This is a genomic window from Streptomyces sp. NPDC005963 (genome assembly GCF_040638655.1).
Taxonomy (GTDB): domain Bacteria; phylum Actinomycetota; class Actinomycetes; order Streptomycetales; family Streptomycetaceae; genus Streptomyces.
On sequence record NZ_JBEXVD010000003.1, the window covers coordinates 299,876 to 324,864 of the forward strand.

General features: G+C 69.6%; 19 protein-coding genes and 2 tRNA genes. 7 read left to right on the top strand and 14 right to left on the bottom strand.

What is annotated here, in order from left to right; genetic code table 11:
• Window positions 1-1,515: a folylpolyglutamate synthase/dihydrofolate synthase family protein gene (locus ABZ348_RS07375; protein ID WP_358930271.1), complete on the bottom strand. Its 1,515-nt coding sequence runs from the start codon at window positions 1,513-1,515 to the stop codon at window positions 1-3.
• Window positions 1,516-1,581: 66 nt separating this feature from the next.
• Window positions 1,582-2,742, bottom strand: a complete 1,161-nt coding sequence (locus tag ABZ348_RS07380) for an ATP-binding protein (RefSeq protein WP_358930273.1) — start codon at window positions 2,740-2,742, stop codon at window positions 1,582-1,584.
• 829 nt (window positions 2,743-3,571) lie between these two features.
• Between ABZ348_RS07380 and ABZ348_RS07385 the strand changes: the two genes are divergently transcribed.
• Entirely contained in the window at window positions 3,572-4,057 is a 486-nt protein-coding gene (locus tag ABZ348_RS07385) for a hypothetical protein (protein WP_358930275.1), read from the top strand.
• Window positions 4,058-4,546: 489 nt separating this feature from the next.
• On the opposite strand, the gene ABZ348_RS07390 is transcribed toward ABZ348_RS07385, so the two are convergent.
• Complete coding sequence (locus ABZ348_RS07390) at window positions 4,547-7,168, bottom strand: valine--tRNA ligase (RefSeq protein WP_358930277.1); 2,622 nt, start codon at window positions 7,166-7,168, stop codon at window positions 4,547-4,549.
• A 135-nt stretch (window positions 7,169-7,303) separates the two neighbouring features.
• Between ABZ348_RS07390 and ABZ348_RS07395 the strand changes: the two genes are divergently transcribed.
• Entirely contained in the window at window positions 7,304-8,302 is a 999-nt protein-coding gene (locus tag ABZ348_RS07395) for a hypothetical protein (protein ID WP_358930279.1), read from the top strand.
• A 126-nt stretch (window positions 8,303-8,428) separates the two neighbouring features.
• On the opposite strand, the gene clpX is transcribed toward ABZ348_RS07395, so the two are convergent.
• The 5 genes from clpX to ABZ348_RS07420 form a co-directional block, all read right to left on the bottom strand.
• Window positions 8,429-9,712 (bottom strand): ATP-dependent Clp protease ATP-binding subunit ClpX, encoded by a 1,284-nt coding sequence (gene clpX, locus ABZ348_RS07400; RefSeq protein WP_358930281.1) that lies wholly within the window; start codon window positions 9,710-9,712, stop codon window positions 8,429-8,431.
• 145 nt (window positions 9,713-9,857) lie between these two features.
• Window positions 9,858-10,532 (bottom strand): ATP-dependent Clp protease proteolytic subunit, encoded by a 675-nt coding sequence (locus ABZ348_RS07405; RefSeq protein WP_358930283.1) that lies wholly within the window; start codon window positions 10,530-10,532, stop codon window positions 9,858-9,860.
• Between the two features lie 93 nt (window positions 10,533-10,625).
• Window positions 10,626-11,231: an ATP-dependent Clp protease proteolytic subunit gene (locus tag ABZ348_RS07410; protein WP_358930457.1), complete on the bottom strand. Its 606-nt coding sequence runs from the start codon at window positions 11,229-11,231 to the stop codon at window positions 10,626-10,628.
• A gap of 238 nt (window positions 11,232-11,469) precedes the next feature.
• Window positions 11,470-12,891, bottom strand: coding sequence for a trigger factor (tig, locus tag ABZ348_RS07415; protein ID WP_358930285.1), 1,422 nt, complete (start codon window positions 12,889-12,891; stop codon window positions 11,470-11,472).
• Window positions 12,892-13,071: 180 nt separating this feature from the next.
• Window positions 13,072-13,148, bottom strand: a tRNA-Pro gene (locus ABZ348_RS07420).
• A 177-nt stretch (window positions 13,149-13,325) separates the two neighbouring features.
• Here ABZ348_RS07420 and ABZ348_RS07425 point away from each other — a divergent pair.
• Window positions 13,326-13,399 (top strand) — tRNA-Gly (locus tag ABZ348_RS07425).
• 218 nt (window positions 13,400-13,617) lie between these two features.
• On the opposite strand, the gene ABZ348_RS07430 is transcribed toward ABZ348_RS07425, so the two are convergent.
• Window positions 13,618-13,812: a hypothetical protein gene (locus ABZ348_RS07430; protein WP_358930287.1), complete on the bottom strand. Its 195-nt coding sequence runs from the start codon at window positions 13,810-13,812 to the stop codon at window positions 13,618-13,620.
• Window positions 13,813-14,222: 410 nt separating this feature from the next.
• Here ABZ348_RS07430 and ABZ348_RS07435 point away from each other — a divergent pair, with 410 nt between their 5' ends.
• Entirely contained in the window at window positions 14,223-15,416 is a 1,194-nt protein-coding gene (locus ABZ348_RS07435) for an acyltransferase family protein (protein ID WP_358930289.1), read from the top strand.
• A gap of 65 nt (window positions 15,417-15,481) precedes the next feature.
• On the opposite strand, the gene ABZ348_RS07440 is transcribed toward ABZ348_RS07435, so the two are convergent.
• Window positions 15,482-15,928 carry an HD domain-containing protein gene (locus tag ABZ348_RS07440; RefSeq protein ID WP_358930291.1) on the bottom strand — a complete coding sequence of 149 codons (447 nt, stop codon included), beginning with the start codon at window positions 15,926-15,928 and terminating at the stop codon, window positions 15,482-15,484.
• A gap of 293 nt (window positions 15,929-16,221) precedes the next feature.
• Here ABZ348_RS07440 and ABZ348_RS07445 point away from each other — a divergent pair, with 293 nt between their 5' ends.
• The 3 genes from ABZ348_RS07445 to ABZ348_RS07455 are packed head-to-tail and all read left to right on the top strand — an operon-like array spanning window position 16,222 to window position 19,743.
• On the top strand, window positions 16,222-17,493 hold the full coding sequence (locus ABZ348_RS07445) for a lycopene cyclase family protein (RefSeq protein ID WP_358930293.1): 1,272 nt from the start codon (window positions 16,222-16,224) through the stop codon (window positions 17,491-17,493).
• The gene (locus ABZ348_RS07450; RefSeq protein WP_358930294.1) at window positions 17,453-18,193 is read left to right on the top strand and encodes a class I SAM-dependent methyltransferase; all 741 of its coding nucleotides are present in this window, start codon (window positions 17,453-17,455) and stop codon (window positions 18,191-18,193) included. Before ABZ348_RS07445 ends, ABZ348_RS07450 begins: the two co-directional genes overlap by 41 nt.
• A gap of 56 nt (window positions 18,194-18,249) precedes the next feature.
• A complete protein-coding gene (locus ABZ348_RS07455; protein WP_358930459.1) occupies window positions 18,250-19,743 on the top strand; it encodes an FAD-dependent oxidoreductase in 1,494 nt (497 codons plus the stop codon).
• Between the two features lie 40 nt (window positions 19,744-19,783).
• Here the strand turns inward: ABZ348_RS07455 and ABZ348_RS07460 are convergent, their stop codons facing one another.
• Genes ABZ348_RS07460 through ABZ348_RS07475 form a run of 4 tightly spaced genes read right to left on the bottom strand, consistent with a single transcriptional unit; the run spans window position 19,784 to window position 24,751 of the window.
• Window positions 19,784-20,779, bottom strand: coding sequence for a DUF5914 domain-containing protein (locus ABZ348_RS07460; protein ID WP_358930296.1), 996 nt, complete (start codon window positions 20,777-20,779; stop codon window positions 19,784-19,786).
• On the bottom strand, window positions 20,776-21,789 hold the full coding sequence (locus tag ABZ348_RS07465; RefSeq protein ID WP_358930298.1) for a phytoene/squalene synthase family protein: 1,014 nt from the start codon (window positions 21,787-21,789) through the stop codon (window positions 20,776-20,778). The genes ABZ348_RS07460 and ABZ348_RS07465 overlap by 4 nt, the downstream gene beginning before the upstream one ends.
• The gene (crtI, locus tag ABZ348_RS07470) at window positions 21,786-23,354 is read right to left on the bottom strand and encodes a phytoene desaturase family protein (RefSeq protein ID WP_358930300.1); all 1,569 of its coding nucleotides are present in this window, start codon (window positions 23,352-23,354) and stop codon (window positions 21,786-21,788) included. Before crtI ends, ABZ348_RS07465 begins: the two co-directional genes overlap by 4 nt.
• Window positions 23,351-24,751, bottom strand: a complete 1,401-nt coding sequence (locus ABZ348_RS07475) for a polyprenyl synthetase family protein (protein WP_358930302.1) — start codon at window positions 24,749-24,751, stop codon at window positions 23,351-23,353. The genes crtI and ABZ348_RS07475 overlap by 4 nt, the downstream gene beginning before the upstream one ends.
• Window positions 24,752-24,989 lie beyond the last annotated feature (238 nt).

The following is a 24,989-nucleotide window of genomic DNA, read 5'->3' on the forward strand; positions in this document are numbered from 1 at the left end:
CTAGCCCTTCCCCAACAACAGCCGGGCCTCGCCGACCGTGATCACCGACCCGGTCACCAGCACCCCGGCGCCCGCGTACTCCGCCTCTTCCTCCGCGAGGGTCACGGCCGCCTCCAGTGCCTCGTCCAGCCGCGGCTCGACCACGACCCGCTCGTCCCCGAAGACCTCCACCGCGACCGCGGCCAAGGCATCCGCGTCCATCGCACGATGACTGGAGTTCTGGGTGACGACGACCTCAGCGAACACTGGCTCGAACGCCTCCAGGAAACCCCGTACGTCCTTGTCAGCGCTCGCACCCACCACACCGATCAGCCGGGAGAACCCGAACGCCTCGGTGATCGCCTCCGCGGTCGCCCGTGCACCGGCCGGATTGTGGGCCGCGTCGAGCACCACCGTGGGGCTGCGCCGCACGATCTCCAGCCGGCCGGGTGACGACACGGCCGCGAACGCCTTGCGGACCACGTCCACGTCCAGCGTCCGGGCGTGCTGCGAACCGATACCGAAGAACGCCTCCACCGCGGCGAGCGCCACCGCCGCATTGTGCGCCTGGTGCGCCCCGTACAGCGGGAGGAAGACATCCGGGTACTCCCCGCCGAGACCGCGCAGGGTCAGCAGCTGACCGCCGACCGCCATCTCACGGGCCGCGACACCGAACTCCATGCCCTCCCGGGCGACCGTGGCATCGACCTCCACGGCCTTCTTCAGCATCACCTGGGCCGCATCGACCGGCTGCTGCGACAGGATCACCGTGGCGCCCTGCTTGATGACCCCGGACTTCTCCGCGGCGATCTCGGCGTGCGTACCACCGAGTCGATCCGTGTGGTCCAGGTCGATCGGGGTGACCACGGCCACGGAGGCGTCGATCACGTTCGTGGCGTCCCACTCACCGCCCATGCCGACCTCGACGACCGCAACGTCCACGGGCGCGTCGGCGAAGGCGGCGTACGCCATGCCCGTCAGCACCTCGAAGAAGGAGAGCCGGAAGTCCTGGGAGCTGTCGACCATCTCCACATAGGGCTTGATGTCCTCGTACGTGGAGATGAAGCGCTCCGCCTCGATGGGGGCGCCGTCCAGGCTGATCCGCTCGGTGATCGACTGCACGTGGGGCGAGGTGTAGCGACCCGTGCGCAGCTCGAACGCGGAGAACAGACTTTCGATCATCCGGGCCGTCGACGTCTTGCCGTTGGTGCCCGTGATGTGAACGGACGGGTACGCCCGCTGGGGCTCCCCCAGCACGTCCATCAGCGCCGCGATCCGAGTGACGGAAGGCTCAAGCTTGGTCTCGCCCCAACGGGTGGCGAGATCCGCCTCCACCGCGCGGAGCGCCTTGTCCACCTCCGGGTCGGCGGGTCGAGAAGGCACCGCATCGGCCTGCGGGAACCCGGCCTGGGTACGCAGCGTGCGGCTCCCGGCCTCGATCACCGCCAGGTCAGGGTCACGGTCGGTCTCCGCCTCGACGATCTCGTCGAACGGGTCGGGCTCGCCTGCCTCGGCGTCATGCGGGTGCTCGCTCACGGGTCCAGTCTAAAGTCCGGGGGTACTCCGACACCCCCGGGTCGCACCAGAAGCACCTCCTTGGCGCTACGGACCCGGCCGCCCCACGGGGAGCAGGGCCACCACCTCGTACGCACCGCCCTGGGGCGCCGCGGTCAACGTCCCGCCCATGCTGCGGACCCGCTCGCGCATGGAGAAGGTACCGGTCCCGCTGGACACGGGCGCCCGCGGCGGAGCCGACTTCGGCAGCGCGTTGCGGGCCGTGACCCGGAGCCGGCTGCCCTCCAGGGCCATGGTCACCGTCACCCGTTCACCGGGGGCGTGCTTCGCGGCGTTCGTCAGACACTCCTGGACCACGCGGTAGACGGCCGACTGGCGCAGCGGTGAGATGCGGCGCGCCTGCTCCCCGATGTGCAGGGAGACCGGACTGCCCATCCGCTCGCTCTCCCGGGCCAGCTCCGGGAGCCCCTCCAGACCGGGGGTGGCCGTGCGTTCGTCCGCACGGTGGACAATGGTGTCGTTGAGCATCAGATGCGCCCGTCGCGCGGTGTCCGCGAGTTCCTCGAAGTCCTTCTGCCAGTCGGTGCCGCGGGACCGCGCCGACAGCACTTCGGCCCGCACGGCCAGGACCGTCAGCTCCCGCCCCACCAGATCGTGTACGTCGCGGGCGACCGAGGTCCGCTCGTCCTGTACGGCCTGGAGCGCGGCCGTCTCCGCCCGCTGGGCCTCCAGCGCCCGCACCAGGTCCGCCCGGTACGCCGCTATCCCGACACCGCACGCCAGCACCCCGATCGGGACCACCAGCCCGAGGAAACCGGAGAGGCTCGCGGGGTGCTCGGGCCAGCCCGGCAGGGTGAAGAGGGCGTACGCGACGACGATGTAGCCGCAGGTGGCGAGAGCCCCCGTCCATCTGCCCCGGAACCGGCCCAGCGAGTACAGCGCGAACTGGATGAGGGTGAGCTCGTGCAACCACCCGAGCAGCACCAGGGCCACCAGGTACGGCACCCAGGGCAACCGCCGCCGCAACACCAGGGTCGCGGCGCCCACCGCGAGCACCAGGGTGGCCGTCAGCCCGGTGAGGGCATTGTCGGCACGGGCGAGCCCGGGGACGTCGAGCACCATCAGGGAGAACGCGCTGAGCGCGGTGATGCAGTCGAGCGCACGAGGAGAAGTCGCCCAACGATGGGCACACCCACGCCCGACGGCGATGACGCGCCGCAGAACGTAGGAGACGGGCACAAAGGGCATGGGGGCATCATCCCGCGGAGGGGGCGGCCCTGGGGGGCTTGGGTGGGGCCGGGGGGCGTTCTTTGGGCTCAGCCTTGGGGGCTGGGGGGTCTGTCCTCAAGCGCCGGACGGGCTGAGCTTGCCGGGGCTGGGCCCTTGCCAGGGCCTCGGGTGCGTGTGGTCCGGGCTTGTTCCGGGCGGGGCTTGTTCGTTGAGCCCAGCCTTGGGGGGCTGGGGTTCCGTCCTCAAGCGCCGGACGGGCTGGGTTTGCTCGGGTTTTGGGGTGCTGGGGCTTTGGGGGGGGTCCGGGTGCGGGTTGGGGTGGGGTGCGGGTGGTGGGGGTGCTTTCGGGCGTGACTCCTCACCGTCGGCGGCCCGAAGCTGGTCCGTAGGTGTCAGCTCTGGATGCCGCCGACGCTTCCGGGGACACCCCCTGCGCGCCCCCAGAACACCAGCCAAGGGGTCCGGGGTCCCCGGCCCGATCCACGAGCGCGGGTTCGGAAGAGAGACAGGGGCTCGCGCCCCAGAACACCAACCAGGTTCAGGGGCACTGAGCTCCATCCATGGGCAGGGGTTCGGAGACAGAGGTGCCCCAGAACACCCCCCACCAGGGCAAGGCTGCCCCGGCCCGATGCAGAAGTCGCGGTTCGGATGAGGGGCTGTGCGCTCCTCGAAACCATGCCGGGTGGGGGCAGAACGTGCTGGCGTGCAGTATCGGGATAGCAACAGGCCCGTCCACCACCGACCGGCACTCTTCCACCCGGCTCGCGTCCTTATGGAACCGCCTTTGTCTGATCGTGAGCGAGAACTCTCTGAGGCCGGGTGGCGAGTGTCTCCTATGCTCCTGGCCGTGGACGGATACCAGGACCTGACGGCATTGATCGAATCGGCCTGGAGAGAGCTGCACACCTCCGATGTGGGCCGCCGGGATCTCTGCCTCGATGTCGTCAGCGACGTTCTGGAGACAGGTCGTCTGACGCCGGCCGACGCTGAGCAGGCCGTCGAGCGCCTCGTCATGGTCGCGCTGTCTGATGAGAGCTTCCCAGTGCGGGAGTCCGCGCTACACGCAGCCTGCACCGCCTCCACGCACTACGAACTTCCCTACCGGGTGGTGGAACCGCTCGGCGTCAGTGTGGATGTCTTCGAACCCTTGCTCCTGGACTACGTCCTGGCCATCCTCGGTGCGACCCACGACCATGAAGCGCTGCTGGTTGCTGAGCGGTTCCTCCAGCACCCCCACCCCGAGGTGCGCAGGGCTGCGGCAGAGGCAGTGACCGAATGCGTTGGATCCGGGAGTCCGCCCAGGAAAAGGCGATCCAGCAGCTCCGGGACCTAGGTGGCTCAGTCACAAGGCGACATTGGGCCTCGAAGGCTCCTGGCCAGCATTTCCGGCACCCTTCGCCCCCGTCCACCTGTGGATCAGTCGGGGGTTCCGGATGCCGTGGTTGGTGTTCTGGGGAGCGAGCCCCCATCTCTCCCATACCCCTTGCTCGTGGATCGGGCCGGGGACCCCGGAGCCTGTCGGCTGGTGTTCTGGGGGCGCGCAGGGGGTGTCCCCGGAAGCGTTGGCGGCATCCAGAGCTGACACCTACGGACCAGCTTCGGGCCGCCGACGGTGAGGAGTCACGCCCGAAAGCACCCCCACCACCCGCACCCCACCCCCAACCCGCACCCGGACCCCCAAAACCCCCACACCCCCAAACCCGAGCACCCCCAGCCCGTCCGGCGCTTGAGGACGGAACCCCCAGCCCCCAAGGCTGGGCTCAACGGACGAGCTCCCCCGGAGACACCCAAGCCCCCCAGGGGCCGCTCCCCCCGGAGCGGATCAGGCTGCCGGAAGGTTCGCGAGCTGAGTCGTGATGCGGGTGATCTCTTCCTCCGCCTTGGTCAGCCGGACCCGGATCTTCTCCACGACGTTGTCGGGCGCCTTCGCCAGGAACGCCTCGTTCCCCAGCTTTCCTTCTGCCTGCTGCTTCTCCTTCTCCGCCGCCGCCAGGTCCTTCGCCAGGCGCTTGCGCTCAGCAGCGACGTCGATCGTTCCCGACAGGTCGAGTGCGACCGTCGCCCCCGCCACCGGCAGGGTCGCGGTGGCGTTGAAGTCGTCGCCCTCCGGCTGGAGCCTGAGCAGTTGACGGATCGCCGCCTCGTGCGGTGCGAGCGCCGTGGTGCCGAGGTCCAGGCGGGCGGGGACCCGCTGCCCAGGCTGGAGGCCCTGGTCGTTGCGGAAGCGGCGGACCTCGGTGACGACCCGCTGGACCAGCTCGATCTCTCGCTCGGCGGCTGCGTCACGGAACCCGCTGTCGCTGGGCCAGTCGGCGATGACCAGGGATTCCTTGCCGGTGAGCGTGGTCCACAGGGTCTCGGTGACGAAGGGCACGATGGGGTGGAGCAGGCGCAGCGTCACGTCCAGGACCTCGCCGAGGACCCGGGCGGAGACCTTGGCCTGCTCGCCGCCGGCGAAGTACGTCGTCTTCGAGAGCTCGACGTACCAGTCGAACACCTCGTCCCACGCGAAGTGGTAGAGCGCGTCCGAGAGCTTGGCGAACTGGTAGTCGCCGTAGAAGGCGTCGACCTCGGCCACGGTGGTGTTGAGGCGGGACAGGATCCATCGATCGGCCGCCGAGAGCTGCTCGACCGGGGGCAGTTCGCCTTCGACCGTGGCGCCGTTCATCAGGGCGAATCGGGTGGCGTTCCAGATCTTGTTGGCGAAGTTGCGGGATGCCTGGACCCAGTCTTCGCCGATCGGCACGTCCGCACCGGGGTTGGCGCCGCGTGCGAGGGTGAATCGGACCGCGTCGGAGCCGTAGGTGTCCATCCAGTCCAGCGGATCCACCGCGTTGCCGAAGGACTTGGACATCTTCTTGCCGTTCTCGTCGCGGACGAGGCCGGTCAGGGCGACGGTCTTGAAGGGGGCTTCGCCGTCCATCGCGTAGAGGCCGAACATCATCATCCGGGCGACCCAGAAGAAGATGATGTCGTGTCCGGTGACCAGGACGTCGGTGGAGTAGAACTTCTTCAGGTCCTCGGTCTGTTCGGGCCATCCGAGGGTGGAGAACGGCCACAGGCCGGAGGAGAACCAGGTGTCGAGGACATCTTCGTCCTGCGTCCAGCCCTCACCGCTCGGGGGCTGTTCGTCGGGTCCGACGCAGACCGTCTCGCCGTTCGGCCCGTACCAGACGGGGATGCGGTGCCCCCACCACAGCTGTCGGGAGATGCACCAGTCGTGCATGTTGTCGACCCAGTCGAAGTAGCGCTTCGACAGGTCGGCGGGGTGAATGGCCACACGGCCGTCGCGGACCGCGTCGCCCGCGGACTGGGCGAGGGGGCCGACCTTGACCCACCACTGCAGGGAGAGTCGGGGTTCGATGGTGGTCTTGCAGCGGGAGCAGTGTCCGACGGAGTGGACGTACGGGCGCTTCTCGGCGACGATCCGCCCCTGCTGGCGCAGTGCGGCGACGATCGCCGAACGCGCTTCGAAGCGGTCCAGTCCCTCGAAGGGGCCGGGCACGGTGATCACGGCCCGCTCGTTCATGATCGTGAGGGATTCCAGGCCGTGGCGCTGGCCGATGGCGAAGTCGTTGGGGTCGTGGGCCGGGGTCACCTTGACCGCGCCCGTCCCGAACTCCGGGTCCACATGGGTGTCCGCGACGACGGGGATCGTACGGTCGGTCAGCGGGAGCTTGATCCGCTTGCCGATGAGGTGGGCGTAGCGCGGGTCGTCGGGGTGGACCGCGACGGCGGTGTCACCGAGCATCGTCTCGACCCGGGTGGTCGCGACGACGAGGGTGTCGTCGCCTTCGCCGTACTTCAGGGAGACCAGTTCGCCGTTGTCGTCCTGGTAGTCGACCTCGATGTCGGAGATCGCGGTGAGACAGCGGGGGCACCAGTTGATGATGCGCTCGGCGCGGTAGATGAGCTCGTCGTCGTACAGGTTCTTGAAGATGGTCTGGACGGCCCGGGAGAGGCCCTCGTCCATGGTGAAGCGTTCGCGGCTCCAGTCGAGACCGGCGCCGAGTCGGCGGAGCTGGCCGAGGATGCGGCCTCCGTACTCTTCCTTCCACTGCCAGACCCGGTCGGTGAACGCCTCACGGCCGAGGTCGTGCCGGGACTTGCCCTCTTCGGCGAGTTGCTGTTCGACCTTGTTCTGGGTGGCGATGCCGGCGTGGTCCATGCCGGGGAGCCACAGCGCCTCGTAGCCCTGCATCCGCTTGCGGCGGGTGAGGGCGTCCATGAGCGTGACCTGGAAGGCGTGGCCCAGGTGGAGCGCTCCGGTGACGTTGGGCGGCGGAATGACGATGGTGTACGGGGGCTTCTCGCTCTTGGCGTCCGCCGTGAAGTAACCGCGCTCTACCCAGCGCTCGTACAGCTTCCCCTCTACCTGGGCCGGCGCGTACTGGGTCGGCAGTTCGGGGGTGCTGGCTGGCTGCTGCTGAGTGTTCTCGGTCACGGGCCCAGTTTAGGGGTGTCACAGCGTCGTACTGAAACGGGAATGTTCGGTAACGGTGTGACCCCCGTCGCCCCATTCGAACTGGCATTAGGTGAGGATGTTGGGGCCACATAAAGATCTGGAGGGGAACCCAGAATGAGTGAGAACCAGCCGGGCCCGTACGGGGGACAGCCGCAGCAGCCCGGGCCTTACGGCCAGCCGGGCCCCTACGGCCAGCAGCCGCAAGCCCCGCAGCCCGGCTACGGATATCCGCAACAGGGCCAGCCGGGCCCGTACGGATATCCGCAACAGGCTCCCCAGGGTGTACCCCAACAGCCGAACCCGTACAACCAGCCCCCGCCCCAGCAGCCGGGGCAGTGGAGCGCACCGCAGCAGCCCGGCCCGTACGGTCAGCAGCCGCAGTACCCCGGGCAGGTTCCGCCCCCGCCGCCGGCTCCGAAGAAGAAGACCGGACTGATCATCGGCATCGGCGTGGTGGCCCTCGCGGTGGTCGCCGGTGGGGCGTTCTTCCTCCTGCGGGAGGGCGGCGCCAGCAATAGCGATGTGGCCGACAGCACCAAGGGGTACAAGCTCACTCCCACCGCTTCGCTGGACGGTTACACCCGGAAGGGTTCGGCGGATTCGCGCGACCCCTCCGCCGACGAGAAGAAGAAGGCGGAAGAGGTGGGGGTCAAGAACCCCCAGAAGGTCGGCGTCGAGTACGAATCCCCCGACACCGGCAACCCGCTGGAGCGCACGGGCCTCATCTTCAACGGCCTGTGGGGCGAAGTCACCGATCCGGCCAAGGCGATGGACACCTTCTTCAGCCAGACCGGCTTGGAGAAGAAGTCCGAGAACGATCCCGACGTCAAGCTGATCGGGGAGCCCAAGTCCTATGAGCCGGCGGGGCTCGACGGCGCTCTGGTGAAGTGTCAGAACGCCAAGTTCACACCGCCGTCCACCGGCCAGACCGCCGGGCTCAAGATGAAGGCCTTCGAGCTGCCGATCTGTGTCTGGGTCGACTACAGCACCATCGGTCAGGTCATCGCCATGGACGCCAAGCAGATGTTCGGAGCGGGCGGTCAGCCCATGAGCCAGGAGAAGCTGGCCGAGTTGGCGGCGAAGCTCTACGGCAGCTCCCGCACCAAGGTCTGAAGACCCGCACGTCCGAGGCGAATTCGCTGCGTACCGCCGATAGGGCAGTGGAGCGTCGATGTACAAGCGAAAGGGGGGCGCGGCCGTAACCGGCCGCGCCCCCCTTTCAGGCTTGTACGGGAATCCCTACGCCGACTTCTCGTGCCGTCCGTCGTTCTTCACGATCCGCGGCACCAGCGTCGGGTTGACGTTGTTGCGCACCACGTCGGCCGTGATGACCACACGGGCCACGTCCTTGCGGGACGGGACCTCGTACATCACCGACTGGAGAACCTCCTCCATGATGGCGCGCAGACCGCGGGCACCGGTGCCGCGCAGGATGGCCTGGTCGGCGATGGCTTCGAGGGCGGGCCGGTCGAAGTCGAGCTCGACGCCGTCGAGTTCGAAGAGGCGCTGGTACTGCTTGACCAGGGCGTTGCGCGGCTCGACGAGGATCTTCAGCAGGGCTTCGCGGTCGAGGTTGTGCACGGAGGTGATGACGGGCAGACGGCCGATGAACTCGGGGATCATCCCGAACTTCACCAGGTCTTCCGGCATGACCTCCTGGAACTGGTTGCTCGCCTCGATCTCCCGCTTGGAGCGGATCGTGGCCCCGAATCCGATGCCCTTGGCGCCGGCGCGGGACTCGATGATCTTCTCCAGGCCGGCGAATGCGCCGCCCACGATGAACAGGACGTTCGTCGTGTCGATCTGGATGAACTCCTGGTGCGGGTGCTTGCGCCCGCCCTGGGGCGGTACGGAGGCGGTGGTGCCCTCCAGGATCTTCAGCAGGGCCTGCTGGACGCCTTCGCCCGAGACATCCCTCGTGATCGACGGGTTCTCGCTCTTGCGGGCGACCTTGTCGATCTCGTCGATGTAGATGATCCCGGTCTCGGCCTTCTTGACGTCGTAGTCGGCCGCTTGGATCAGCTTGAGCAGGATGTTCTCGACGTCCTCGCCGACGTAACCCGCCTCCGTGAGCGCCGTGGCGTCCGCGATGGCGAACGGTACGTTCAACATGCGGGCCAGGGTCTGGGCGAGCAGGGTCTTGCCGGAGCCGGTGGGGCCGAGGAGGAGGATGTTCGACTTGGCGAGCTCGATCGCGTCCTCGCGGCCCTGGGCGCCGCCGTTCTCGCCGGCCTGGACGCGCTTGTAGTGGTTGTAGACCGCTACGGAGAGCGCCTTCTTCGCAGGCTCCTGACCGACGACGTAGCTTTCGAGGAACTCATAGATCTCGCGCGGTTTGGGCAGTTCCTCCCACCGCACTTCGGAGGTCTCGGCGAGCTCCTCCTCGATGATCTCGTTACAGAGGTCGATGCACTCGTCGCAGATGTACACACCCGGGCCTGCGATGAGCTTCTTCACCTGCTTCTGGCTCTTTCCGCAGAACGAGCACTTGAGCAGGTCGCCGCCATCACCGATGCGTGCCACGAGGTGCTTCCCCTTCGCCTGGGAGCGGCTTGGTTCAGCCTGCTCCTGGTGCCTCATATCCGACGGTACCTTGCCGGGGCCCTCGTTCGGGCCCCCCTTGGTGCGGTTCACATGGTCGTGCACCGCACCAAGGGTGACTCACCGGTCAGGCCGCAGCGGCGGCCGTGCTCTTGCGGGTGGAGACGATCTGGTCGATGAGACCGTACGCGAGTGCGTCCTCAGCGGTCAGGATCTTGTCGCGCTCGATGTCGTCGCGAACCTTCTCGATCGGCGTGGTGGAGTGCTTGGCCAGCATCTCCTCCAGCTGCTCGCGCATCCGCAGGATCTCCTTGGCCGCGATCTCCAGGTCGGAGAGCTGCTCACGGCCGGTCTGCGAGGACGGCTGGTGGATGAGGACACGGGTGTGGGGCAGGGCCATCCGCTTGCCGGGGGTACCGGCGGCGAGCAGCACGGCCGCGGCGGAGGCCGCCTGGCCCATGCAGACCGTCTGGATGTCCGGCTTCACGAACTGCATCGTGTCGTAGATGGCGGTCAGCGCGGTGAAGGAACCACCGGGGCTGTTGATGTAGATGGAGATGTCCCGGTCGGGGTCCATCGACTCCAGGCACAGCAGCTGCGCCATGACGTCGTTGGCGGAGGCGTCGTCGATCTGCACGCCGAGGAAGATGATGCGCTCCTCGAACAGCTTCGCGTACGGGTCGTACTCGCGCACGCCCTGGGAGGTGCGCTCGACGAAGCGCGGGACGACATAGCGGTTGTCCAGCTGCGTGCCGGTGTAGAGACCGCTCGCGGAGAAGTTGCTCATGTGGGTGTTCACCATCCTGGTGGCGTTCTGCGGGGCGTTTCGCGGGCTGGGGTGGCGGAACGGGGCCGTGGAGCGGGTCCGGTGCGCCGTGGGGGCCGTGCCGGGCGCTCAGGCGCCGGTGCCGCCGCCGCCCGGGACACCCGACGCGGCGGAGATGATCTCGTCGATGAGGCCGTAGTCCTTGGCCTCCTCCGAGGTGAACCAGCGGTCGCGGTCGCCGTCGCGAATGATCGCCTCGACGGTCTGGCCGGAGTGGCGGGCGGTGATCTCCGCCATGCGCTGCTTCGTGCGCAGCAGGTACTCGGCCTGGATCTTGATGTCGGAGGCGGTGCCGCCGAGTCCGGCCGAACCCTGGTGCATGAGGATGTCGGTGTTCGGCAGCGCGAAGCGCTTGCCGGCCGCGCCACCGGTCAGCAGGAACTGGCCCATGGAGGCCGCCATGCCCATACCGATGGTGACCACGTCGTTCGGGATGTACTGCATGGTGTCGTAGACCGCCATGCCGGCCGTCACCGAGCCGCCGGGGCTGTTGATGTAGAGGTAGATGTCCTTGTCGGGGTCGGCGGCAAGGAGCAGCAGCTGTGCGGTGATCTTGTTGGCGATGTCGTCGTCGACCTGCTGGCCGAGGAAGATAATGCGCTCGCCGAGCAGCCGGCTGTAGACCTGGTCGCCGAGGCCACCACCGAGGGACGGCTCACCGGCGGCGAAAGGCATCAGATTCGTCACGTATCCACCTGCTCGTCTCTGACGGCTGCCTGCCGTCTCAGCGTCTTCGTAGCCGGGGGCGGGTACTCCCCTGCCCTCGTACTCATGGACCCTAACGCGCAGGTCGGACAACGCCATCCCGGTTCCCGAACTGTTCGCTCGGAGCGCAAGGTGGTTAGGGAAACCAGAGAGCGCAGGGCCCGGACACTTCGGCGTCCGGGCCCTGCGCTGGAACTGCTGGGGAGGCTCAGGCGTCCTTGGCCTGCGTGGTCTCCGTGGCTTCGGCGGCCTCGGTGGACTCCTCCGCGACCTCGGCGGTCTCGGTGGCGGCCTCGACCGTCTCGGCGGCCTCGTCCTCGTCGACGTCCAGGTCAACGGGCTCGCCGTCGGTGTCGACGACCTTCACGGCCTCGACGACCAGGGCCAGCGCCTTGCCGCGGGCGACCTCGCCGACGAGCATCGGAACCTGGTTGCCCTCGACGACGGCCTGGGCGAACTGGTCGGGGCTCATGCCGGAGGAGGCCGCGCGCCGCATGAGGTGCTCGGTGAGCTCCTCCTGGTTGACGTTCAGCTTCTCCTTGTTGACCAGCGCGTCGAGCAGGAACTGGGTCTTGATGCCCTTGACCGCCTGCTCCTTGGTCTCGGTCTCGAACTCCTCGACCGTCTTGCCCTGGATCTCCAGGTACTTCGCGAGGTCGAGGCCCATCTGACCGAGCTGGTGGTGCTCAAGGTTGTGCTTGCGGGTGTTGACCTCGTCCTCAAGGAGCTTCTCGGGGATCGGGATCTCGGCCAGCTTCAGGAGCTCTTCGAGGACGCGCTCCTGGGCCTGGGTGGCCTGGTCGTACTGCTTGGTGTTCTCCAGGCGCTTGCGGCTGTCGGCCTTCAGCTCGTCGAGTGTGTCGAACTCGCTGGCCAGCTGCGCGAAGTCATCGTCCAGCGCGGGCAGCTCGCGGGCGGCGACCTGGGTGACCTTGACGGTGACCTCGGCCTCCTTGCCCGCTGCGGAGCCGCCCTTGAGCTCGGAGGTGAAGGTGGCCTCGCCACCGGCCTCCAGGCCCTTCACGGCGTCGTCGATGCCGTCGAGGAGCTCGCCGGAGCCGATGGTGTAGGGAATGGCGTTGGCGACGCCGTCCTCCAGCACCTCTCCGTCGACCTTGGCCTCCAGGTCGATCGTGACGACGTCGCCGTCTTCGGCGGCGCGCTCGACCGGCGAGGTGGAGGCGAACCGCTCGCGCAGCTGCTCCACGGCCTTGTCGATGTCCTCGTCGGTGACCTCGACGGAGTCCACGGTGACCTCGATGCCGGAGTAGTCCGGGATCTCGATCTCGGGGCGGATGTCGACCTCGGCGGTGAAGTTCAGCGTGTCGCCGTCCTTCAGCTCGGTGATGTCGACCTCGGGCTGGCCGAGGGGGTTGATCTCCGCCTCGTTGACCGCTTCGGTGTAGAACTTCGGAAGGGCGTCGTTGACGGCCTCCTCCAGCACAGCACCACGGCCGAACCGCTGGTCGATCACTCGGGCCGGGACCTTGCCCTTACGGAAGCCCTTGACCGTGACCTGCTGGTTGATCTTCTTGTACGCCGCGTCGAGGCTGTCCTTGAGCTCCTCGAAGGGCACCTCGACAGTGAGCCGAACCCGGGTCGGGTTCAGGGTCTCCACGGCGCTCTTCACGGTTCGGTCTCCTTGGTGGCTGAAATACTGGGGTTCTACCGCGTCCGCCGCACACTGTGGGGACTCAGCTGATCGGCCCGGATCACGTCTCAGTCGTCGGACACACGGGCACGCAGCTTGCATAGTAGCCGCACGCAGGATGAGCCCCACAATGTGATCTTGTGCGGGCTCGGATGATGTTGGTCGGGGTGGCCGGATTCGAACCGACGACCTTCCGCTCCCAAAGCGGACGCGCTACCAAGCTGCGCCACACCCCGTTGGTGCGAGACGTAGGGTACAGGGTCTTCGAGGGCCACGGCTGCCGGTTATCGCCAGGGTGAGGGGCGTACGCAGGGGGCTCGCGCAAAGCGGTGTGCGTGCTCGCCCCGCGACCCGCTACGATGCTTCTCGTACCGACGGCCGCCCTCACGGGGGTGACCTGCGGTGCAAGCTTTGCGGGCGTAGCTCAATGGTAGAGCCCTAGTCTTCCAAACTAGCTACGCGGGTTCGATTCCCGTCGCCCGCTCCATATGTCTTCGGGCCTGGTTCGACACGATGGTGTCGAACCAGGCCCGAAGTCGTTTTGTACAGGGCCGCTTCGTGTCGGGCGTTCTCGGCCTGCGTGGTGTTCGCCGGGCATGGCGCACGGCGCGGCCGGGTGGCTCGCGCCGTGGGGTCGTCGGGCGCCGGCGGGTCACGCGGCGCCCGGGGAGCCGGCTCTCCGCTGAGGCCGGATGGGGCCGCTCGTCAGAAGCTGATGTCGTTGATCGTGTCGGCTATCGACGTCAGGAATCTATTGATCGACGGGGCCATGCCCGACGACGCCAGGAAGAAGCCGAAGAGGATCGCAACGATGCTGGGCCCGCCTTTGAGCGAGCCCGAGCGGATCATGACGACCATGATGATGCCCAAGAGCAGCACCACAGACAGTGAAATGGCCACAACAGATCACACCCTAGGTCGGTCCGCTCGCCGGCAAGGGTCATGCGACTCTGCACATCCCCCGCCTCATGAACATCGTGCCACCAACTGCGCCTTCTATGCCGCCATCTGACACATCGACGACGACGGAATCTCGCCATCCGGACCGCCCGGGTGACGATCACCACGGCGGAGAGGGGGTACGGGGGAGGAATTCGACCCGATCGTTTCGCCGTGGGCACCGGTCGGTCACATGGCACTCATAACTACCGCGTGGAGCGGCTCACACTCATCAGATCCACGGGAGTTATGGGACATTTAAGGTGGATTAAATAGGTGATAGCGGACAAATATTAGTGGTTTGAGATTCCCTGACAGGGCAGCCGAAGAGTGTTTTACGTCCTCCCATACGGCTAGTTAGGGTGCCTCGAATGTTCCACGCTCCCCTTGGATCGCGCAGGACCCCGGGCGCCCAAGCCCGGGAGCCGAGTTCCGTTTCCGCGGCGACTGTGACCGATACGACGTCCCCCGAGAGGGTCTCAACGCCGGCCGCCCCGGCGACACATGACGCAACCGCCGCGCCCCGGGGCGAATCGGCCGCTCCCGGGCGGGACGCCTTCTTCGACAACGCGAAGTACCTGGCGATCGTCCTGGTCGCCATCGCCCATGCATGGGAACCGGTCATGGAGGGCAGCCGCGCCTCACGGGCTCTCTACATGCTCGTCTACACCTTCCACATGCCGGCGTTCATCATCGTCTCGGGCTACTTCTCGCGGAGTTACACCGGTCGTCCCCACCAGGTCAGACGGCTGCTGACCGGAATAGCGCTCCCCTACGTGGTCTTCGAGTTGCTGTACTCGCTGTTCCGGCGCTGGGCCGGCAACGAGCCGGGGCAGCCCATCAGCCTCCTCGACCCCTTCTATCTGACCTGGTTCCTGGCGGCCCTCTTCATCTGGCGCTTGACGACCCCGCTGTGGCGGCAGATCCGTCGGCCGCTCCCCGTCGCGCTGGCCATCGCCTCGCTCGCGGCGCTCACTCCGGGCATCGGCGACGACCTCAACCTCCAGCGCGTGCTCCAGTTCCTGCCGTTCTTCGTCCTCGGGCTGGTCCTGCAACCCGTGCACTTCCAACTCGTGCGCCGTCCCGAGATCCGCGTGTTGTCGCTGCCGCTCCTCGCGGGGGCGTTCGCCGTCGCCTACTGGCTCGCCCCGTCGATGGACCTCGGTTGGTTCTACCGCTCCTCCAGTGCGCAGGAACTGGGTGCGCCGTGGTGGGCGGGCATCACGACGACGCTGCTGCTCTTCGTCTGCGGTGCGATCCTGACCGTGGCGTTCCTGTCGTGGGTGCCGCGTCGACGGACCTGGTTCACCGTGCTGGGCGTCGGGACCATCTGCGGCTATCTGCTGCACGGCTTCCCGCTGAAGGCCGCCGAGTACGCGGGGGTGTTCGACACCTACGCCTGGCTCAGCGAGCCCGCCGGCGAAGTACTGCTGACCGTGGTCACCGCGGCCGTGGTGACCGCGATGTGCACCCCGCCGGTCCGCAGGGCCCTGCGCTGGGCCACCGAGCCGGAGATGCGGTGGGCGTTCCGCCGGGACGCCACCGACCTGGGGCCGGGGCGCTGAGTGCGGTGCCGACGCCATGCCCGTACCCGTACCGACACCAGTACCAGTACGGGCAGCGGCAGCGGTCAGGCGAGACCGAGGAGCTGTCGGGTCTTCGCGTACTTCGCGATCAGTCGGGTGCGGGTCGCCTCGTCCAAGGCCGCCAGCCGTTGCGGATCGGTGTTGTGCGCGAGATCGGCCTCCTTGACCAGCAGCGCGCCCGGCGTGGCGAGGATGCGCCGGGCGTAGCTCTCCATGTCCTCGCCTTCGCCCTTGGTGAGGGCGAGGACGATGTCCTTGACGGACTGGTGAAGCTCCGCGGTCTGGAGCCACTCCAGGGACAGGACATGGTCCTCCACCGTGTCGTGGAGCCAGCCGGCGGCGATCTGCTCATCGCTGCCACCACGGGCGCGCACGCCGGCGGCGACCGCGGCGATGTGTTCGGCGTAGGGCCGACCGGTCTTGTCGGTCTGGCCTTCGTGGGCGGCTCGGGCGATGGCCTCGACCTCGTCGAGCGTCAGGGACTGCGACATGGGGCGACTGTACGGCTCCGGGGTGCCGCGCGCCCCTCGTACGGGGACGACCGTCGACCGCGCGGACGAATCGGAGCGATCTGCATCCAACGGACCCGCTCGACCGGAATCCACCGTGCGGTTCGCTCCGCCCCGCCACGCGGGGCCGCCCAGGTTGGCGGGGTTCGCGAGGCGGAGGCGGGCAGACTCGGCGCCGTCGTACGGATGCCACGGATGCCGCACGCGTGCCACCGCAGTCCCACCGCCGAATGTGGAACCAGGGCTGATCACGACAGAGCCAGGAAGGAGCCGAAGTGACTCAGGAGCTGATCGCGGCCGATGTGGTGATCGTCGGTGCCGGAGCGGCCGGGCTCTGTCTGGCCCACGCGCTCACCGCGCCCGGCGGCAAACGGCTCTCGATCGTCCTGGTCGAGGCGCCCGAGGGCCCGCTACGGCCGCCCGATCGCACCTGGTGCTTCTGGGAAGAGGGCGAGGGGGAGTTCGAGGACGCCGTGGTGGCGTCCTGGCGGCGGTTGCGCGTCCACGGCCCGGACGGCGAGCGGATCGAACGCCGCTTGGACGCCCTGCGCTACAAGATGGTCCCGTCCGCCCGGCTCGAAGAAGTGGTCACAGAGCGGTTCGGCAGCACCTCGGGGGTGCGCCGGGTGGAAGCGACCGCCCATGAGGTGCGACGGGTGACACAGGGCGCGGAGGTCCGTTGCACCACCGTCGACGGGACCGAGTTGACCGTACGCGGACAGTCCCTCTACGACTCCCGCCCTCCTGCAGTGCGCCCACCGGCCCGCACCACCCTGCTCCAGCACTTCCGCGGCTGGTTCGTGCGCACCGACGAACCGGCCTTCGATCCGGGCGTCGTCGAGTTGATGGACTTCCGCGTGCCCCAGCCCCGCCATGGGCTCGCCTTCGGTTACGTCCTGCCGCTCGGTCCCCAGGACGCCCTGGTGGAGTACACCGAGTTCTCCCGCGCTCCGCTGTCCCGGCAGGCGTACGAGTCCGCGTTGGAGCTGTACACGCGGGAGGTGCTCGGCCTCGGGCCGATCCTGGTGCGCAGCGCCGAGGAGGGGGTGATCGCGATGACGGACGCACGCTTCCCCCGCCGGGCGGGGCCCGCTTCCTTCCGCATCGGTGCGGCGGGCGGCGCGACCCGACCGGCCACCGGGTACACGTTCGCGGCCGTGCAGCGGCAGAGCCGCAGGATCGCCGCCGAACTGCGCGGCGGCGGGGTCGGCAGCGCCCCCGCCCCCCATCCGCGCCGGGCGCTGGCCATGGACGCCGTACTGCTGCGGGCTCTGGACACCGGCCGGATCGACGGCCCCGACTTCTTCACCGGCCTCTTTCGCCACACGCCACCGGATCGGCTGCTGCGTTTCCTCGACGGCCGCACCCGGCTGTGGGAGGACGTCCGGATCGGCTTCACCACTCCCGTACGCCCCATGCTCCGTACCGCGCTGGAACTGCCGCTGCTGCGGCGCACCGCCGCGCACGGGAAGGGGCGGACTCCACCCTTCGTCGAGGAAGGCACTGATGACACTCCTGCGGGACCAGGACCTCGCCCACGCCTTTGACCGCGCCGCCGACAGCTATGACCGTCTGGTGGCGATGAACCCGGGCTACCACGCCGATCTGAGGCGCTCGGCCCGGCGACTCCAACTGCCCGACGGCGGGGCCGGGTTGAGGCTGTTGGACCTCGGCTGCGGGACGGGGGCCTCCACGGCGGCGTTGCTGCGGGCCGCGCCCCGCGCCGAGATCACCGCCGTGGACGCCTCGGCGGGCATGTTGGAACGAGCGGCGGCGAAGTCCTGGCCGTCGCGGGTGACTTTCGTCCATGCGTCGGCGGAGGAACTGGCCCTGCGCGAGACCGGGGGGACGGGTGCGTACGACGCGGTGTTCGCCGCCTATCTGCTGCGCAATGTGACGGATGTGGACGGTGTCCTCGCGTCGGTCCAGGCGCTGTTGCGGCCCGGCGGCCGGCTGGCCGTCCACGAGTACAGCCTCAGCGGACGGGCCCTCCACCGGGCCCTGTGGACGGCACTGTGCCGGACCGTGATCATTCCGGCCGGGACGCTCACCGGCGACCGCGACCTCTACCACCATCTGTGGCACAGCGTGCTGGCCTTCGACACCGCACCGGAGTTGACCGCCAGGCTCGTGCGCGGCGGCTGGGGCGGGGTGCGGAGCGTGCCGATGCCGGGGTGGAGCACCGGAGTCGTCCACACCTTCATCGCCCGCCGTGATGCGCTCCGGCCGGCCGGGGCCACGGCGTGAGCCGGCCCGGGAACGGCACCCCCCGGCGGGGCAGGGACCGCAGGGCCCGGGTGCTGATGCCGGCACCCGGCCGGGACGGCTGTACGGGACCGGGGCCGCGCACTGCGGTCGTCGGGGGCGGTATCGCGGGCCTTGCGGCAGCGGTCGCCCTCGCCGAACGCGGGGTGCGCGTGACGCTCCACGAGAGCGAACCCGTCCTCGGGGGACGCCTCGCGGGCTGGCAGGAGAAGCTGGCCGACGGCTCCACGGTGACCATGAGCCGCGGCTTCCACGCCTTCTTCCGCCAGTACTACAACCTCCGCGGACTGCTGCGGCGCGCCGACCCGTCCTTGGAGGTGCTCACCGGGCTGCCGGACTATCCGCTGCGCCACCGCGACGGGCTCACCGACAGCTTCGCCCGGGTGCCGCGCACCCCGCCGTGGAGCGCGCTGGGCTTTGTGGCGCTCAGCCCCACGTTCGGATGGCGGGACCTGGCACGGATGGACCCAAAGGCGGCGCTGCCACTGCTCGATGTCCGGGTGCCCCAGGTGTACGAACGGTTCGACGGGGTCAGCGCCCGGGACTTCCTGCACGCGATCCGCTTCCCGGAGGCCGCGCACCACCTGGCGTTCGAGGTGTTCTCGCGGAGCTTCTTCGCGGACCCGAGTCAGTTGTCGGCGGCCGAACTGCTGGTGATGTTCCACATCTACTTCCTCGGCTCGTCCGAGGGGCTGCTGTTCGACGTGCCGCGCGAGCCGTATCCCGAGGCCCTGTGGGATCCGCTGGAGGAGTATCTGACCCGGCTCGGTGTGCGGGTGCACAAGGGCTCACCGGTGGAGGAGGTCCGCCCCGGACGTCACCCGGACGGCGACCTCTGGGTGACGTCCGGGGGCCGGTCCGAGCGGTACGACGCGGTGGTGTTGGCGCTCGACCCGGGCGGGCTGCGCCGGCTGGTCGCCGCTTCACCGCTGCTGGGGGACGCCGGTTGGCGGGAGAACATCGACGCGCTGCGCACGGCTCCGCCGTTCGTGGTCTCGCGGCTCTGGCTGGACCGGCCGGTGCGCGCGGAGCGGCCGGGGTTCCTCGGGACCAGCGGGTACGACGGTCTGGACAATGTCAGCGTGCTCGACCGCTGGGAGGGGCAGGCGGCCCGCTGGGCGGCCAGGACCGGTGGGTCGGTGGTGGAGTTGCACGGGTACGCGGTCGCCGAGGACGCGGACCGGGCCCTGGTGGAGAAGCGGTTGTCGGCGCAGCTCCACGAGGTGTATCCGGAGACGCGGGACGCCCGGGTCGTCGATGCCCGCCATGAGTGGCGGGCGGACTGTCCGTTGTTCCCGGTCGGCGGGTTCCGGGCCCGGCCGACCGTCCGCACCCCGCACGCCGGAGTGATGGTGGCGGGTGACGCGGTGCGGACGGATCTGCCGGTGGCGCTGATGGAGCGGGCGGCGACGACCGGTTTCCTGGCGGCGAACGCCCTGCTGGAGCGGTGGGGCGTGCGCGGGCATCCGCTGTGGACGGTGCCGCTCACCGGGCGGTCGGCCGTGTTGCGGGCGCTGGCCGCGCTGGGGTGAGGTGCCGGCGGCGGCTGGCGGGGTCCGGGCCGTGGGTGGCTCAGCCCGGGAAGCGGCCCGTGCTCCGCAGCAGCCAGCGCCGTTCGGCGTAGGCGAGGTCGTCCCGCCAGAGGCGTCCCGCGGCCCAGCGCATCAGGGGGCGCAGTGCGGGTGCCGCGGCCCGGGCGGCGGCGAAGCCGGGGCGGTCGGACGTGGCCACCACCGCTTCCACGACCGCGGTGCGCGGAGTGCCGTGGGCGTCGGGCGCGAGGGGGGTGGCGTGGGTCTCGACGACCGAGGTGGCGCCCTCCCCCTCGGTGATGTGCATGACCACCGTGCGCGGTTCGGGTGCGGTGAAGACGGCCCGGACCGGGACCACGAGCCGACCGGCCACCTTGAAGGAGACGTCGACGGCGAACGCGTCCTCTCCTTCGGTGGTCTGGCCTTCCGGGGCCTGGACGACGGTCAGGTCCACGAAGGAGTACGGGTGGAACCAGGCGCCGTGCCAGGGGTCGAGCCGGTTCGCGACGATGTCCTCGGGCTCGCAGCGTCCCACCGTCGTGAGGACGGCGTCGACGGTGGCTGCGGCGGGCCGCGGTGGGATCACCGGTTCGGGTAGGGGTTCCTCGCCGCCGAGTGCGTCGAGCCTGACCCAGGCCAACACCCCGTCGTCGTGGGCGGGGTAGGGCTCCCAGCCGGCGAAGGGGGAGCCGTCGAGGGCGAGGCCGTGCCAGTGGCAGACGAGGGTGCCGCAGGAGACCCGGCTGTCCTTGAGCGGAGCGCCGAGGTGGGGGCAGGCGCCGGGGCCCGCGGTGAGTTCACCGGATCGGGAGCGCCAGACGACGACCTCGATCCCGCCGACGGTCCGGCCGAAGGGGCGGTCCGCCGTGATGTCCCGGGACGCGCCGATGACGTACCAGTTGCCGCTGGGGCGGGCCGTGGCCCGTTTGAGCGCTGCGTCGATCAGGGCGGGCTTCGCCTGCCGCCAGGTGGGTTCCTGTTCTTCCCAGGGGACGCGCCCCCCGGTGCGGAGGGGGAAGGTTCGGCGCGGGGTCATCGGCTCCACCTCACGGGCTCGGTCACTGGGGCGGCTTCCTCTGCATGCGTGGCCTGCGGGGGGCGGGCGGACGTCGGTCGGGTGCGCAGCCGTGCGCCCGCGATGGCGGCGAGGCCACCGAGTGCCACGGCCGTCCGGCGTCTGCGCGGAACCACGGCCCGGCGGTGCAGCACGCGGTACCCGTCGTCGGCGACCGCGTCCAGGATGCCCCCGTACAGGGTGAAGGCGGTGCGGATGCAGGGGCGGGCGCGTGGGTCGAGCAGGTCGATTCCCGGTTCGGCTTCCCGGTAGACGTCCCGGTTGAGTACGCAGGCCGCGATGAGGGCCCGTCGGATGCGGGGGTCTTCGCGGCCGGTGCGGCGGCTCCAGAGGAGGAGGTCGCGGTCGACGTCATGGGCGGAGAGCAGGTCTTCGGGGAGGTAGACGCGTCCCCGGTCGAGGTCTTCGCCGACGTCCCGGATGAAGTTGCTGAGCTGGAAGGCGACGCCGAGGGCTGCGGCGTGGGGTGCGGCTTCCTCGCGCGGTGCGACCGTGCCGAGGACGGGGAGCATCTGGAGCCCGATGACGGCGGCGGAGCCGTGCATATAGCCGCGGAGGTCTTCGTACGTCGGATAGCGGGTGATGTGCAGGTCACTGTGCATCGCGTGCATGAAGTCGGTGAAGAGGCCGGCGTCGATGTCATGGGTACGGGCGGTGTCGGCCAGCGCCCGGACGACGGGTTCGGCGCTGTGACCGTCGTGCAGGGCGGTGACGAGTTGCCGTTGCAGCGCGGTGAGCGCGCGGTCGCGTTCCTCGGGGGGAGCCGGGGAGTCGAGGTCGTCGACGATGTCGTCGGCCCAGCGGGCGAAGCCGTAGAGCGCATGGACGGCGGAGCGGCGTTCCACTGGCAGGAGTCGGGTCGCCAGGAAGTAGGTCTTTCCGTGGTGGGCGTTGAGCCGACGGCAGTGGGCGTAGTCGGCGCGCAGCTCCGGGTCCGTGATCCCTGCCGCATCGAGTTCTCGCCGGGTCATCGCAGCTGCCTTTCCGGTCGGGGAGTGGTGCCGGGCGCCGGGCGGGGTGCGCGGGTTCGGAGTGTGCGGGTTCGGGGTGCGCGGGGCAGTCCGGTGATCCGGGCGGCGGCGAGCTTCCCGGAGATGAGGACGGTGGGTACGCCGACTCCGGGGGTGGTGCCGCAGCCGGCGAGCACAGCGTTGTCGATGCCGCGCACCAGGTTCCGCGGCCGGAACGGGCCGGTCTGCGCGAAGGTGTGCGCGGCCGAGAAGGGGGTGCCTGCGGCGTGGCCCTGGGCGGCCCAGTCGGCGGGTGTGATGAGGCGTTCGGCTTCGATGGAGTCGCCGAAGCCGGTGAGTCCGCGGTGTTCCAACTCGGTGATGAGTTGGTCCCGGTAGCGGGGGCCGAGTCCCTGCCAGTCGGCGGCCGAGGGCCCGACGTCGGTGTTGGGACAGGGTGCGAGTACGTAGTGGAGGTGCCGGCCGTCGGGGGCGAGGGACGGATCGTGGGTGGTGGGCCGGGTGATCAGCAGGGAGGGGTCGCTCATCAGCTGTCCGGTGCGGGTGAGTTCGTCGAAGGTGCGTTCCCAGGCGTGGCCGAAGGAGAGCGTGTGGTGGGCGAGTTCGGGCCAGGTGCGATCGGTGCCGGCGTGGATGATCACTGCGGACGGTGAGTGGCGCAGCCGGAGCGGGCGGCGCGGGGCCTTTCCGAGCAGCCCGTAGACGATGGGGAGGTCGGGGGTGAGGACGACGGCGTCGCAGGGCAGTTCCCCTCCGGAGGCCAGCTCCACGGCGGTGATCCGGCTGCCCGAGCGGCGCAGTCCCGTCACTTCGCTGTCGTAGTGGAAGACGGCCCCGGCGTCCGCTGCCGAGTCGGCCATCGCCCTAGGCAGGGCGTGCATCCCGCCGCGCGGGAAGTAGACGCCTGCGACGGTGTCCATGTAGGCGATCACGGCGTACGCGGCGAGGGCCCGGGCCGGCGGGACTCCGGCGTAGAGGGCTTGGAAGGAGAAGACCCGGCGCAGACGGGGGTCGTTGAGGAAGCGGCCGATCTGGGCGTCGAGGGTGCCGAAGGCGCGCAGGGCGGCGAGCCGGGCGAGGTCGGGGTGGAGGAGTTGGAGGGGCGAGTCGAAGTTGGTGTCGATGAATCGATTCATCTGAGCCCGGTAGAGGTCGTGCAGCCAGCGCCGCAGCCGACGGTAGCCGGCGGCTTCTGCGGGTCCGGCGAAGCGACGGATCTCCTCTTCCATGGCATCGGCGCCCGTGTGGACGTCGAGTTGGGTGCCGTCGGCGAATCGGGCCCGGTACGCGGGGTGGAGTTCGGTGAGGTGGAGGCGGTCGGCCAGGCTGTCGCCGACGGCGGCGAAGGCGTCGTCGGCGAGTTCGGGCATGGTGAGGACGGTCGGGCCGGTGTCGAGGTGGTAGCCGCCGATGCGGTCGCGGCCGGCCCGGCCGCCGGGCTCCGGGGAGCGTTCGACGACGGTCACCCGTCGACCGGCGCCGAGGAGGTGGAGTGCGGCGGCGAGCCCGGACAGTCCGGCTCCGACGACCACGACATGGTCGGTGGCTCCGCTGACGGTCTTCATGGCCGACCTCCGTCGGTGGCTGCCGGGCGGCTGTCGTTCGTGGGCCGTGCGGGTGCGGCGCGCCGGTCGGCTGTCGGGGGCGGGCCGGTGGGGGCGGCGGCGGCGCGTTCGATCAGCCGGGTGAGTGCGTCGATGGTGTGGGGGGTGTGGGGTGCGCGGGGGATGGCGTGCAGATGGCGCACGCTCAGTTCCACCAGGCGCTCGATCTGTTCCTCGACCGCGCTACGGGCGCCGGTGCGCTCGATGACATCGCGCAGCGCGTCCAACTCCCCCTCGTCGAAGGGCGCGGAATCGGAGAGTGGGGAGTCGGACGGTACGGGGTCGGGGGATGCGGGGTGGGGGGATGCGGGGTGGGGGGCGCGGGTGAGTGCCCGTACGGCCTGGTGATCCCCGGCCGCGACGGCCCGTTGGACGGCGAGGGCCCGTAGATAGGTGGGTTTGGCGTCCCGGAGGTCATCGCCCGAGGGCTTGCCGGTGACGGCCGTTTCGCCGTAGACGCCGAGGAGGTCATCGCGCAGTTGAAAGGCGATGCCGGCGCAGCGGCCGGCGGAGCGCAATGCGGAGGTGGTGGCTTCGTCGGCGCCGGCGAGTGCGGCACCGAGGGCCAGGGGGCGTTCGACCGTGTAGAGGCCGCTCTTGAGTCCGGCGATGCGGACGGCTTGGGCGAGGTCCGTCGAGCGGTTGGCCTGGCCGTGGACGTCGAGATACTGGCCGGCGATCAGTTCGGTGCGCAGGGCGCGCCATTCCTGGTGCAGCCGACTGCCGTGGGTACAGGACAGGGCGGTGGCGCTCGCCAGGTCATCGGCCCAGGTCAGGGCGAGGTCCCCACAGAGCACTGCGGCGGTGGTGCCATAGGCGGTGCTCGATCCGTGCAGCCGGGCGCGTGCGTGGACGGCGGTGAAGTCGGTGTGGACGGCGGGTGCGCCCCTGCGGACGGGTGAGGCGTCCATGACGTCGTCGTGGATCAGGGCACAGCCTTGGAGGAGTTCCAGGGCCGCTCCGATGTGGAGAGCGGCTTCGGCCTGGTTGTCTTCGCCTCCCGCGGCCTGCCAGCCCCACCAGACGAATCCGGCACGCAACCGTTTGCCGCCGCGCAGGACGAAGTCGGCGAGCCGTGCGGCCATGTGCTCGGCGAAGACCGGGTCGATGCGGGCGGCTTCGCCCACGCGGTCGTTCAGATGGCGTTCCAGGACCCGTTCGACGGCGGTGACTAGTTCTTGATGGGTGAACGGGTCCGCCTCGGAGGCCCGCCGGGGACGGCCGTCGTCCGTGCCGTGGTGGCCGTCCACGCCGTGGGTGGCGTCCGTGCCATGGTGGCCGGTCGGTGCCGTGGGTGGCGGCTGTGCCGGCTTCGGCTGTGGTGTCCGCATGGGCTGTGTCGTCCGCGTATCGATCACGCATACCCCCTTCGTTCGGCTTCGTTCGGTGCGGCGAGTGCGCAGGACACTGACTCTTCGGCCGAAACTGCCCGTCTGGATGCGGTGATGCCTGCCCGTTCGACGGTGATCCTGGCGGTGCTTCGCCCCGATGGGCGCGTGGGAGTGCCGGACGGGTCGGTGTGTCGGGGCGGGATGAAGGGGCGCGGGGGTGGGACGGGTGGGGCGCGGGGGTGCCCAGATGCACCGGTCCCCCATG

Coding starts and splice junctions, on each gene's coding strand:
- ABZ348_RS07380 (WP_358930273.1), bottom strand. CDS start 2,742: ATGCCCTTTGTGCCCGTCTCCTACGTTCTGCGGCGCGTCATCGCCGTC.
- ABZ348_RS07395 (WP_358930279.1), top strand. CDS start 7,304: ATGAGTGAGAACCAGCCGGGCCCGTACGGGGGACAGCCGCAGCAGCCC.
- ABZ348_RS07405 (WP_358930283.1), bottom strand. CDS start 10,532: ATGGTGAACACCCACATGAGCAACTTCTCCGCGAGCGGTCTCTACACC.
- ABZ348_RS07410 (WP_358930457.1), bottom strand. CDS start 11,231: ATGCCTTTCGCCGCCGGTGAGCCGTCCCTCGGTGGTGGCCTCGGCGAC.
- ABZ348_RS07435 (WP_358930289.1), top strand. CDS start 14,223: ATGTTCCACGCTCCCCTTGGATCGCGCAGGACCCCGGGCGCCCAAGCC.
- ABZ348_RS07440 (WP_358930291.1), bottom strand. CDS start 15,928: ATGTCGCAGTCCCTGACGCTCGACGAGGTCGAGGCCATCGCCCGAGCC.
- ABZ348_RS07450 (WP_358930294.1), top strand. CDS start 17,453: ATGACACTCCTGCGGGACCAGGACCTCGCCCACGCCTTTGACCGCGCC.
- ABZ348_RS07455 (WP_358930459.1), top strand. CDS start 18,250: ATGCCGGCACCCGGCCGGGACGGCTGTACGGGACCGGGGCCGCGCACT.
- ABZ348_RS07460 (WP_358930296.1), bottom strand. CDS start 20,779: ATGACCCCGCGCCGAACCTTCCCCCTCCGCACCGGGGGGCGCGTCCCC.
- ABZ348_RS07465 (WP_358930298.1), bottom strand. CDS start 21,789: ATGACCCGGCGAGAACTCGATGCGGCAGGGATCACGGACCCGGAGCTG.
- crtI (WP_358930300.1), bottom strand. CDS start 23,354: ATGAAGACCGTCAGCGGAGCCACCGACCATGTCGTGGTCGTCGGAGCC.